The organism is Paenibacillus sp. Marseille-P2973 (genome assembly GCF_018101095.1).
Lineage (GTDB): Bacteria > Bacillota > Bacilli > Paenibacillales > Paenibacillaceae > Fontibacillus > Fontibacillus vini.
Window position 1 is genome coordinate 590,948 of sequence record NZ_JAGQEH010000001.1, and the last position, 12,318, is coordinate 603,265.

Here is a 12,318-nt window from a genome sequence, read left to right on the forward strand (position 1 = left end):
TATCTATAGCTGCTTCATAATCAAGCCTGCGGTTTCTTCAATCGCCTTATCCGTCACATCAATCACCGGACAGCCAAGCGAAGCAAACAGAGACTGCGCATATTTCAGTTCATCTTGTACCCGTTCCAGTGAGGCATACGGGGCATCGTCGGGCAGTCCCATCGACTTTAGACGCTCCGACCTGATTTTGACCAGATGCGTAGGGTCGATCGTCAGGCCGATGATTTTGCCGGCGCTTATTTCCTTCAGTTGCGTGGGCGGCGTCAACTCAGGCACCACCGGATAGTTCATTACTTTTAAGCCTTTATGGGCCAAAAATATCGACAGCGGCGTTTTAGACGCTCTTGAGACCCCGAGCAGCACCAGATCGGCTTTCAGGATAGCCCCGACGTCTTTGCCTTCGTCATTGTTGACCGCAAACTCCACCGCCTCCACGCGGCGAAAATAATCCTCGTCCAGCCGGTGCAGCAGGCCGGGAGTCCGTTTCGGCGTATCATTGAACGTATCTATAAAAGCCTGCATCATCGGTCCCATAATATCCACGGCCCGGACGTTAAGACGAACGGCTTCCTCCCGTATGACCTCCCGCAGTTCAGGCTGGACCAAAGTATAGGCAACAAAGCCGCCGCGTCCCGCTACTTCCTCCATGATTGCGCTAAGCTCATCTTCAGAGCGGACGTTCATCATGCGTTTGATTTCCGTATTCGGCAGTTCGAACTGGCGAAGCGTGGCCCGGACGACCGCATCGGCGGTTTCGCCGACCGAGTCCGAGCAGATTGCTATGAAGTGAGCTTGCTCCTGGTTCATTCCATTCCTCCCGTTATTCCTCTGCTAACGTTTCGAGCAACATTTTGATGATGTTCGTTTTGGAAATGCGTCCGACCACGTTCCATTCCCCTTCTCCCCCGGAAGGAGCGGGAACTACAACAGGCAGGCTGTCGATCTGATGGGCGATAATAATCCGCGCGGCCTCCAGAACGGTGTCCTCCGGCGAAACGGTAATGACATTGGCCCGGCGGGTCATAATGAAGCTTACCGGCATCGTAGAAGCCGACGCATTTCCGAGCGTGACCTTTAACAAATCCTTGCGGGACACGATCCCCGCCAGCCTTCCCTCTTCATCCGTGACGATCAGATGCCCGACATTTTCCAGAAAAAGAGTTACGACCGCATCATGGATCGTCGTCGTTTCCCGAACGACCACGGGAACGCTATGAACGTCACCGACCTTCATGTCCAGCAGCCGGATTTTATTTTCATTTTCAGATATAGCCCGCTTTCCGAGAAAATACCCTACCTTCGGCTTGGCATCGATATAGTCGAGCATCACCAGGACCGACAAATCCGAACGAATGGTCGGACGGGTTAAATTCAGCATCTCGGCGATCTGTTCCCCGGTGATGGGCGCATGTTTTTTCACGATATCCACGATTTCCAATTGACGGGATGTCAGTTTAATAGTGATCCCTCCGTATTTCGTATATGCCCGCTCTGCCGAGCGGAACGAGGTGCCTCCTTCCGCTGGAAATGTTTTCTGAATATATAGTACGTCATATATAATTATTTTTCAATATATAATACGCACTATATTTTAATTGTGATGGTTTACTTGGATCGTACCGGGGACATAGTGACATCAATTAACACAAAAAAAGCCTGCTGGTCGCAGACTCTTTTGTACTAAGTTATTAATCTTTCGACTCGATCGCTTCCTTTATAATCGTCCTCTCTTCTTCCGTTACTTGATCCATTTGCTCCTTAAGTAGCGCTAGCTGACCCGCGATAGATTGGTCGGATTCAATAATCCCGGCAATATTTTTATCCCATAGCACTTTAAGCTCTGCGTCGAGAGGTGTTGGATATATTCCCTTATTGAATTGCGCATAGCTTTTAGCCATACTCTTCGGATCTTGTCCGCCAAGGTAGCTCTCTTTACCCGAATCATCGGCCGTTTTCGTCAACAATACTACAGTCTGAACGTATTTCCATGCTTCCGATTTATGCTCGCTGTCTTTGGTAATAGAGATCATTGCCCCATCCCGATAGCCGTATAAACGAAACGGCAGCTTTGAAACGCGCCATAACCCCGCCTGATCCGGAGCCCAGTTCTTTAGTGAATCCGTTGTCCATGGCCCCCCGTGCAGCATCGCCAGCTGTCCGTCACGAAGCGCCTGCTCACCTGAAGGATCCCATATGGAACTTCGAAGCGCAAGTCCGTTCCGGCGAATCTCACGCGCTACATAAATCGCATCCTGAAAAGTCTGATTATCCCAGGCGAACTCAAGATTACGATCGAGAATGCTGGAAGACATCGCAGCAACCTCTATAGGGTCCGTATAATGCTGAAAAAGAAAAATCCCTTTTTCCTTCAGCTTGATGGCCATATCTACCCAGTTCTGCGGTTCGCTTAAATATTCGGCCAATTTGTCCGGATTTGCAGGGAAGCCATTCTCTTCAAGTAAATCAGCACGATAGTACGTAAAGGCCGTCGATAACTCAATGGGCAAAGCGATCAGCTTATCCATCTTCACGTCCGAAAACTGGGGAAGCATATCAGCCGGGATTTGTTGCTCGAATTTGCCAACTTGATTCCCTTGTTCCCGAAGGTCGCTCAAAATATCAAGACCGTTCAGCTTCCCTGCCATGGAACTATCGAGAAAAACCACATCGGGCGACTCGCTGGTTCCATAAGCCTTGATTAATGCATCCGCAATATCTTCATATTTTAATCGTACGGTTTTCACCTTTATTTGAGGATAAAGCTTCAAAAATTGCCGGTCCGTTTCGGTAGTATCATAATAAGTCCAAACAAGCAGTTCATCCTTTTTCCCATGAGTGTCCTTGGATTGTTGCGAATCCTCAGTATCGAGGGAAACGGGTGTCAGCTCCGTCAAATAACTGCTGCATGCCGTCATTACGAACAGCATTGTCAGGATGGTCAGCCTCCAGAATCTAATCACGCCTCACTATCTCCTTGTCCATTACTTTCCCAGACCAATGCAGTTCCGGACTGTTTGGCCAGGTACATGGCCTGATCCGCAAGCCTTAACAATTGATCCGGATTATCACTGTCTTTGGGATAGGATGCAATCCCGATACTCGTTTGCGGCAAAAGCTTGAGATCTTGAATTCGCAGCGGTGTCTTGAACAGCTCCAGGATCTGTTCAGCTGTCTGTAGTACAAGCATCGGATCCGCTGTCGGAAGAACGACGACGAATTCGTCTCCCCCGAGACGACATACTTGATCGGCCCCTGCCGCAGTAGTTAATAAACCGGCGACATGCTGCAGCAGCCTATCCCCTACTTCATGTCCGTATGTATCGTTGATCTCTTTGAATTTATTCAAATCCATAAACATTACCGTAACCGCTGGTGAACGTTCCTCAATTAACCGCTTCAACTTCTTATGGAAATAGAGGCGATTCGGGATTTTTGTCAGAGCGTCCGTAAATGCTAGTTTCTGAAATTCCTGCTCAGACTTCCTGATCTGCTGCGCCTGCTCCGTTAGAACCTTGTTCATTCGTATAGCTTCGGCGAACATCTCCTTGAGCCTGACCGCCATCTTCTGAAAGTTCCTATACAGCTTATCGAACTCCACAATATGACTTTCGGCGCTATAACTCTCAAAGGTCGCCGCTATTTTATCAGGCAGGCCGGTCGTTTCGTGAGTGAGTTTAATCAATATCTGGACGATCAGCTTACTGAACCAATATACAACGAGCAGCACGACCAGAATAAACGCAATGATGAGTCCAAACTCTATCGCATAAATGCTATATACCTCATACAAAAAATGAGAGGCGGGAACCCTTACATTGATGTTGTATTCCAGGTCCTCATTCATAGGAATGCTATACCAATAAAATCCGCCGCTCCACATAGACAACTCGGTAAAATATCTGTTGTCAGGCAGCGTCAAATATAAATTGGAATTGTACCGGAATAAGTTGATTTTCTCAGGAAGATTACTAACTGAAGTATGTGCGGCAATGTCCTTGGAGCTGGCTGCCAAGACGTCACCGCCAGGATTACTTATAACGACTTCAACAGCTCCGGACGTAACATTGTTGACGATCGCCCTCAGCTTGCCTAACTGGATCATATCCCGAAGTTCCAATGCGCGATAATCCGCCTTGCTCCAACTGCTAACCTGCTCCTGGACACTGCTGGCCGTAGATTGTGTCAACTGCAATGCACGTAAATTAACGACATGATTCTGTGAGATTCCCGTCATAATCATAAAGCAGACAAAGGGAAGAATCAGGCCGCTAATCGAAAGATGGACGAAAATTTGTTGAAGGGGAATTTTCTTGTTCCTCTTCTTAATTTTCAATCGGCGTATAAAAGGAAGATAGGTTGTCAGCACCTCTGCCATCAAAGCGTTCGAGGATCCATTCACGCTTGATTTGGCAAGGAGTAGAAGCAACTGCGTATGCGATTGAAACAGATGAACGTACAAGGATAAGAAGAGAAACAGTGCGCTTGTTATGAACCAGAAGAGCAGGTCATACACAAATACAGAACCTTTGCGAAGCCTGAAGGCGAGCGCAATGAACAGGATCTCGGCAAAGACAATTACGGAGTCAAAGACGGACAGCTCCAGCAGAAAATAATTACTGCAGGCAGTAAGAAATGCTATTAGAATTGCCGCCGGGCTTCCGATAAGTATAAATGCCATGATAATAAAGAGGGTAGAAAAGTGAAATTTCATTCCATATAGCATAGGCAAAGATAGAAAATCGCCCAGCAAGCTAAAAATCAGCAGTAATATAGTGAGTGTCAGTCTGGCTTGCAGACGATGGTTTGAGCCCCGCATAGTGTCGTTGCCTCCGCAAATGATACATTAACAAAAATAGAAACCTATCTCTAATAATACTTCCTTTATCGACAGTTACGAACATTTTTTTATACCTACTCTTGTCCGCCTTGATACTGGGTTTCATCCTGACGCACCTCGCGCCCCGCTGCCTTGGCTTGCTCAAGCAATTCGGTTGCATCATCCAGAGGTTTATAACCGATGAGTTCCTCCAGATAATCAATATTGTATTAATTGTCGCTGTTCGCGGAGGTGCCGTATAAATTCAAATAGTTAATCTCTGCGTCCGCCTCAATGCAGAATAAAATCAATCCAACAACGAAAGGCCCCGCCGCTTCATGTCTAGAAGGGAGAGACCTTGTAGTTAATTTAACCTCGGTGGAGGTTGCCCAGGATTAGGCTCGTGTTTGATTTAGCACTTCTTATCCTTCCACGATATCAGCCCGAAGATCGGATGCAATTTCGACCATGAGGGGCACGATTTCCTGATGGGAGATAGCTACATACAGATCACCCATATAGTGTCTGAATGGAATAAGGTCTTCTCCGTGTTTCCACATAAAGAAATCCCCTTTTATAGACATGGTGCTCTCCTCACCTTTTACAGTCAGCACCGTCTGATAAGTGAAATCCGCCTTGGAAGAAAAATATTGCTGGCATTCCTCCAATGAAATCTCTTGCCCGCTTGAGTCTGGTTGCATGGATCTCGTAATTCGAAAGCGTTGATTCATAAGTATCCTCCAAAAAAATGACCTTGTATTCCCCATTACCTTAATCGTTAAGCTTGTCTCTGTCAATGAAGGCTGTTTAGTTTAAGACGTCATTCATAAACCTCTCCAGCCCGGACACATCGGTAATATTCCGGTTGCACTTGGCGCTGTCGATGCACATATAATTTCCGACCCGCCCGAAATGATCCAGGGCCGATCCGGATTTGACTTTCGTCTGTGCGGTAACAAAGGCGATCTCCTCATGCTTGTTGCAGAGGCAGCAGACCCCTTTCTTGTTCGTCGGACTGAAGCGTCCTTCTACGCCCGCCATCTTCCCGTCTAAGTTGTAGACGATAAAGAGTTTATTGCTTGAAATATCGGTCCATCCGATATAGGTCAGAAACCGGAAATCGAGCTCGGCCAGCGGCGGAAGCTTCAACTTTTTAACTTTTCGGAAAAGCTTCTTCAACTGTTGTTCGGTTACCTTTTCGAGGGGCGTAACGTACTCCTCCAGCTCGCTTAGATAAGCTTGGAATTCCTCCGAACGGTTCAATGCCGGAATCCGATCGAAGAATCGCTTCTGCTCCTCCGTCGCAGACGGGAACATCTCCATAACTCGGGTCCAAGTGGTGTGGCGGGTAGCAGCTATTACTTTCTGGTCGGCTGTGGTCTTAATATTGTTATCGAGACGCCCCACCAGGCGTTTGATTAGATTATATTCATGGTTTCTCATAAATGGCGTTAGCATTTGTTCTCCTCCTCATTCCAGCAAAAAAATCACCTAACCCTTATTTTAAAGTGTGAATGAAGTCATTCCTATGTAAACAACAACTTAGAATCGATTAAGACAGAAAAACACTGATGAAGAATAACTTCATCAGTGTCCGTCGTTACTATTTTGCTGAATAGACAATTTTCTTAATCGTTTCCATGGACAGAAAATAGTCCTGAGCAAGCTGCTCAATCTTGATATTATTCTTGAAATCGTGTCTTATGGCGGCATTCCGGCGATCTAGCCATTGTCTGCTGCCGCTCCTGCTTCCCCAAGGCTTATATTCCATCTCCGGTTTTGGAATGTAGATGGTTTCCCCCTGGATATATTGTTGAATTTCTGTGATCAGCTTTTCGGGCAATACTTTTTTGGCGTTCGTATATTTCAACTTGCTTCACTCCTTATTAAGAATAAATAAGGCGCAAAGCCAACTATTAGAAAAGCTTATTTAGCGTTAGAAAAAGTTTGACCCCATGCAAAGTAACGCTTCTCCAATAATGGCTCTGCATGAGTGAAAGAAGTCACAGACAATCCTAACGGATTCTCCATCAGTAACGCACCCCCTTTACTTTTCCAGTATACCATAGGGGTCAATGCATTTTCTCGTCTCCTTGTTGCAGCATTTCTGCCAAGTAAGGGTTCAAAAATATCCCCGAAGGATCAAGTTCTTGGCGAAGTCGGTGAAATGCATCCCACTTCGGATAGATCGAACGGAGCTGGTCCGCAGTCATCGTGTGCATCTTGCCCCAGTGAGGTCTTCCGCCATGCTGCCTGCAGATCTCCTCCACTTTGGCAAAATAGTCAGCGTACTCCATCCCCCGATACATATGTACGGCGATATAGGCGGAATCGCGTCCATTCGCGGGGCTAAGCCACAAATTATCTCCCTGAACATAGCGGCATTCGATGGGAAAATGAACGGCGAACTGGTGACAATCTACCATTTCGCGTATTTCCTCAAGTACGATTCGCATGCGGTCAGCCGGTACGCTGTACTCTAATTCGTTAAACCGAACGAGCCGCGGCGTCGCGAAAATACGGTGACTATACCCCACTTCCTGTACATCCGGCACGCTGGCCGCCGATAATCGGCTTACCGGTTTACAAAGGCGCGGGATGAGCCTGCAGCACTCCGACAATACCCAGAACAGTACATTTTCCATCAGCAGGACTTTCCAATAACTCCACCGGCTCGGCGGCCCGGGAACCTCATTCGTCTTATTTGTCAGCTTGATTTGAGCGACGTCCGTATAAGGGAACCAATAAAACTCGAAATGACGGTTCTCCTTTTTGAATAGATCAAGCTGTTCAAGGCATTGGGAGAATGATATTTTGCGGCTTGTATACCGGAGCGCATACGAAGGCACAACACGCAGCTTCACTTTCACGATAATCCCGAACATCCCTAATGAAACCTGCACCGCCCGAAAAAGCTCTTCGTCCTGCTCGGCCGAACATTCGAGAATATCCCCTTTCGCCGTAACCACCGTCATGCCTACCGCTTGTGTTGCGAGGCTCCCAAGCCGCTCGCCCGTACCATGCGTTCCTGTACTGATCGCTCCTGCAATGGATTGTGCATTAATATCGCCCAGATTCTCTTGCGCCACCCCAAAAGCATGAAGTTCTTCCCCGAGTCGGTCCAGTTTCGTGCCGCCCCATACTTCAGCGATACCCTTCTCTGAATCAACAGCAATCACGCCCTGCAATTGATCCAAAGAGACCAATACATCATCGGTCTGAACGAGCCTCGTAAAAGAATGTCTGGTTCCCACGACACGAAGTTTGCGTCCTTCGGAGGCACTGGCCTTTACAACCTCGACTACCTCATCGATGCTGGCCGGATATACGATGCTTCTCGGCAGTGCGCGTACTAATCCTGACCAATTGCGCCATTCCTTCGTATTACGTTCCTTCAAATTTATAGATAACATAGCCCGTCCCCACGATATGTCGTTGTCTCGCCAACGATACCGTTATTTGAAATGTAATAGAGGTGCTTGAATCTTTCGCATAACTCCCCTGCTTTGCTATGACGCATAAAGATCGGATCGCCTAGTTCCAGCTTTTCCGGCCCGTTGTAGCGAATCGGCGTCTGGACTTCGCCTGCTCCTTCCATCGCAAGGAGTGCCGCACCTTGCGGCAGATAGGGTCGTGGCAGTTTATCGTTGCCTGCAGCACCTGATGCCGTGTACCCTCCGCCTAAACAGGTGTAGAGATCACTGCGCGGCTGGCGCACGATTTCGATCGCGTACCCTGCGGCGGGAAGCAAAGAGAAGTCCCGGTAGTGGTCAAACAGACCGGGTGAATAGAAGCCCGAACCGGCCGTAACCTCGGTGACAACGGACTCCTTGCTGCTTGTATGCAGACTACCCGTGCCGCCTGCATTCACGAACCGCAGCGGAGGAAGGCCCATTCGCTCAATCGCCGCGATCAGTTCCGCCCGCCGGTCTGCGGCCTCACGGATCGAGCGGCGCTTAAGGAACCGTACGATGGCGTTCTTCAGCGCCTGCCTCGGCACCCGGTCGCCTAAGCCTGCAACCTGCGCTTCGTAACCCATGAGCCCCTCGAGCACGACGTGTCTCGATTGTACGATGCGCTGGATAAGGTCCAGCGCCGCAGCTGTGGAGCGTATAGGCGAACGCCATACGCCGAAATGCAGCCCAGGGACATCGATCGACAAATCGATGTCCACACAGAGCGGCAGCACCACGCCGTACTTGGCGGCTGCCGCTTCCGCCTGCTCGACATGACTCTCGCAGTCGACCATCAGCGTGATGCTGCAACCACCCTCACGCTGATGCATGGCGACGGACGCCAGCAGACTCTCGTCCACCGCCGGATAACCCAGCAGCAAGTCCGTGAACCCTTGCTGCGCCAAATAAACTGCTTCCGGCACGGTGAAGCACATGATGCCCTGAAACCGGGCATTGGCCTTCAGAATCCGCCGGAGCACATCAACCGAACGGATCGATTTGCTCGCAATGCGGATTTTCTTCCAGTTTGCCCGCTGAAGAATGCTCTGAATATTCTGCTGCAGCATATCCAGATCAACGAAGGCAAAAGGCATCGGAAGCCCGCTGCAAACTTCTTTATAGTACCGATAATCGCGCAGTTACTTCGACCTCCCTTCTTTCTATAGTAGATACGCCATTTTCTTGTACTATTAATATTCTGATTAACAGAGGGATAGTCCATGATTTCCGGGGCCTTCAGAGGATGGAGACTTCTTGATCGAAAAAAAGAAACTCCCCTTTGCGGTTCCAAATGGAATCACAAAGGGGAGCTCTTGATGGCTATTCATTTGAATTCAAAGATACTGGCGTTCACCGGTCCTCGGTTTATAAATTCTCCCAACGCGAGCTGATAAACAAAATGTAAATGCGTCTCCAGACAATTTTCAGAATCATGTATACCGGAATGACTACCAGCATCCCGATAATGCCAAACCAATTTCCGCTTCCCAAAACAAGGAGGATCGTCGTTACCGGATGAATATCCAGCTTCTTCCCGAAAACATACGGTGAGATCACATTATCCTGAATTTGCTGTGCCACTAAAATTATTACCAGTGCCCAAATACCGGTAGATGGAGACTCAATTAAACCGATAATAACAATCGGGACTGATGAAATGATAGCGCCAAACATGGGGATAAAGTTGAGTATAACCGCAATCAAAGTCAATAAAAGTGCGTAAGGAAGTCCTATGATAATAAATCCGATAAACATAAGAACTCCTAATGCTAAATTGACAATGACCCTCCCGATAATATAATCATTTAATGCTTTGTCCATATCTCTGGTTACGCGAAACACGGTTCTCCGGTATCGAAGAGGAAAAAGTTTGGCTAGACCTCGCTTGAAGCGATGCCCCTCCTTTAGCATGTAATAAAGCAAAATCGGAAAAGTAAATAAAACGATAGCAAATTGGGACAGAAAAGAAATAAAACTGGATAAATAATTGCTTAGAAAAGCGATTCCTTTGCTTAAATAATCAGTCAGATTAGCAAGCAAGTTCGAATCAGAAGGAAGGATCTTCGAAAGAAATGAATCCTCCCCCAGATTTTTAATTTGGAGATCAAGCTTAACCAAAAAGTTCGGAATGTTTTGCACTAAATTAAACAACTGATCGCCAAGGAGCGGCCAGACCCCTGCAATAAATCCAATAGTCAATATCACCAAGACAACATAAAGTATAAGGATCGCTAAAGACCGTTTAATTTTATATCTTTCCATGTAAGCAACTACTGGCCGAAGCAGATAATAAAAGAATCCCGCAAGCAGCAAAGGGATTAAGATCGCCCCTATGACTGCTTGCATCGGTAAGAAAAAGGGTTTTACAAGAGAAAATAAATAAACGATGGCCAGCATAATCAGAACAAACTTCCCACCGCGCGTCCATTTATCCAGCAAGTTCATCTTCATTCACACCTAACTATATTAATTGTACATGCCAAATATTATAGTATAAACCTTACTGCTTATAAAGTTTGGCTGACTTCGAAAAAAAACTCATCTCCATGGGTGAGACAAGCTTGGGTTCCGGCTCCCCCATCCCTTTCTCCAACAACTCGTTCCCCGGACTTTCATCCGAACAATCCCGGCGGTATTTCCCTTCTTCCAGCTTCATGTCGATAAAATCGACGACCTGCTGCAGTGAGGCGATTTGGCTGACAATACTCTCGCGGTGGCTCTTTAAGAGTTCCACCAGTTCGGGATATTCCGCAGGATCGGTATCGACGGAGACCGTCAAAAAAGGCCGCATTTCCTCTAGCGGCATCCCCGTTTTTTTGAGACATGCGATCAGCCGGATCGTATCGATGCTCTCCTGTCGATAGATGCGGTGCCCGTTGTCCTTCCGCTCTGCACGGGGCAAGAGCGCGATCTTTTCGTAATAACGGATCGTATCCTCAGTAATTCCGGTTTGCTCGGCGGTTTGTTTTATCGTAAAGGTTTGCTTTTCCTTCATTTTGTACCCTCCGTAAATTGCATATTGTGCATTATACATCTTGGAGCTGGCTCCAAGTCAAGTCTCTTGTTCTTAGGAAAAAACTTTGTTTTTTGCGCCTTGACTTGGAGTCGACTTCAAGTTATAGACTTTGCTCTATCAAATAAATATTCCGAAACAGGAGGAAATGCATAATGAATATAAACCCGCGAGAACATACCGCATTGATTACAGGCGCCAACGCCGGGATCGGTTTGGAATTAACCCGGAAATTGCTGTCGGAAGACTGGCAAGTGATTGCATTGAACCGTTCCGGTTTTCCCGAGGACGATATGAGCATCCAAAATGCAATCAAGAAGGGATCGCTGCGAATTTATACAACAGAGGACCTTGCCGACTATGCCAGCCTGAAACGTACTTTGGGAGAAATCAAAGGCAAGGAGCGTCGGATCGATATTCTGTTCAATAACGCCGGAGGATCCTTTCCCGAGCTAAGCTATTCGAAACAAGGCCGCGAGAAGCATTTTGAGCTGTTGACGGTCGTTCCGTATATTATTCTGAAGGAGTTGAAAGAACTTCTAAACAACGGCAGTTTAAAAACGGTAATCAACACCTCATCCTCCGCGCAAAAATTTACGAAAGAGTTTTCGATCGATATCCTGGAACGTCCCAAAACCTTCCGCAAGCTAATTGGCCCTTACGCCACATCAAAGCTGGCTCTTTCGCTCTGGACTCACGCCATCGTGCCGGAACTTGCCAAGGATGACATCCTGATCCGCAGCGTTGACCCCGGCGGCAACAATACGTTAAGAAAAGGGAAAACATCCGGATTACCCTTCCCGGTTGGCATATTAATGAAGCTATTTTTCCCACCTCCTACTCGCGGCGCTGACAGACTGTATGAGGGAGCACTCGGGGAACACCGGAATAAGACCGGCGTGTATTTGGTGAAAGGTCAAGTTGTGGAATTAAAATTTATAGACCAGGCGCGGAATGTATTGGACAGGATTCAAGCGATTTATGAACAGGAATTTCTTCGTTCCGAATAAAAATAACGCCCTGGCGAAAGAGCC

Annotated in this window: 12 protein-coding genes; 1 reads left to right on the plus strand and 11 read right to left on the minus strand. The window is 47.5% G+C overall.

Annotated elements, in window-relative coordinates; all coding sequences use genetic code 11:
• Positions 1-3: 3 nt before the first annotated feature.
• From KB559_RS02650 to KB559_RS02700, 11 genes are all read right to left on the minus strand, one after another.
• Positions 4-807 (minus strand): pyruvate, water dikinase regulatory protein, encoded by an 804-nt coding sequence (locus KB559_RS02650; protein ID WP_211020021.1) that lies wholly within the window; start codon positions 805-807, stop codon positions 4-6.
• Between the two features lie 13 nt (positions 808-820).
• Positions 821-1,438, minus strand: coding sequence for a helix-turn-helix transcriptional regulator (locus KB559_RS02655; protein WP_211020022.1), 618 nt, complete (start codon positions 1,436-1,438; stop codon positions 821-823).
• Positions 1,439-1,688: 250 nt separating this feature from the next.
• Positions 1,689-2,960: an ABC transporter substrate-binding protein gene (locus KB559_RS02660; protein WP_211020023.1), complete on the minus strand. Its 1,272-nt coding sequence runs from the start codon at positions 2,958-2,960 to the stop codon at positions 1,689-1,691.
• Positions 2,957-4,678, minus strand: coding sequence for a sensor domain-containing diguanylate cyclase (locus KB559_RS02665; protein ID WP_247681505.1), 1,722 nt, complete (start codon positions 4,676-4,678; stop codon positions 2,957-2,959). Before KB559_RS02665 ends, KB559_RS02660 begins: the two co-directional genes overlap by 4 nt.
• Positions 4,679-5,238: 560 nt before the next feature.
• On the minus strand, positions 5,239-5,547 hold the full coding sequence (locus tag KB559_RS02670) for a hypothetical protein (protein ID WP_211020025.1): 309 nt from the start codon (positions 5,545-5,547) through the stop codon (positions 5,239-5,241).
• Positions 5,548-5,623: 76 nt separating this feature from the next.
• Complete coding sequence (locus KB559_RS02675) at positions 5,624-6,274, minus strand: FusB/FusC family EF-G-binding protein (RefSeq protein WP_211020026.1); 651 nt, start codon at positions 6,272-6,274, stop codon at positions 5,624-5,626.
• A gap of 145 nt (positions 6,275-6,419) precedes the next feature.
• Positions 6,420-6,686, minus strand: coding sequence for a CD3324 family protein (locus KB559_RS02680; protein WP_211020027.1), 267 nt, complete (start codon positions 6,684-6,686; stop codon positions 6,420-6,422).
• A gap of 202 nt (positions 6,687-6,888) precedes the next feature.
• Positions 6,889-8,229: a D-arabinono-1,4-lactone oxidase gene (locus tag KB559_RS02685; RefSeq protein ID WP_211020028.1), complete on the minus strand. Its 1,341-nt coding sequence runs from the start codon at positions 8,227-8,229 to the stop codon at positions 6,889-6,891.
• Positions 8,217-9,365: an amino acid deaminase/aldolase gene (locus KB559_RS02690; RefSeq protein ID WP_481856409.1), complete on the minus strand. Its 1,149-nt coding sequence runs from the start codon at positions 9,363-9,365 to the stop codon at positions 8,217-8,219. Before KB559_RS02690 ends, KB559_RS02685 begins: the two co-directional genes overlap by 13 nt.
• 271 nt (positions 9,366-9,636) lie before the next feature.
• Positions 9,637-10,716, minus strand: a complete 1,080-nt coding sequence (locus KB559_RS02695; RefSeq protein ID WP_211020029.1) for an AI-2E family transporter — start codon at positions 10,714-10,716, stop codon at positions 9,637-9,639.
• A 55-nt stretch (positions 10,717-10,771) separates the two neighbouring features.
• Positions 10,772-11,266, minus strand: coding sequence for a MerR family transcriptional regulator (locus KB559_RS02700; RefSeq protein ID WP_211020030.1), 495 nt, complete (start codon positions 11,264-11,266; stop codon positions 10,772-10,774).
• Between the two features lie 173 nt (positions 11,267-11,439).
• On the opposite strand from KB559_RS02700, the gene KB559_RS02705 reads away from it, so the two are divergent.
• Positions 11,440-12,294: an SDR family NAD(P)-dependent oxidoreductase gene (locus KB559_RS02705; protein WP_211020031.1), complete on the plus strand. Its 855-nt coding sequence runs from the start codon at positions 11,440-11,442 to the stop codon at positions 12,292-12,294.
• Positions 12,295-12,318: the final 24 nt, after the last annotated feature.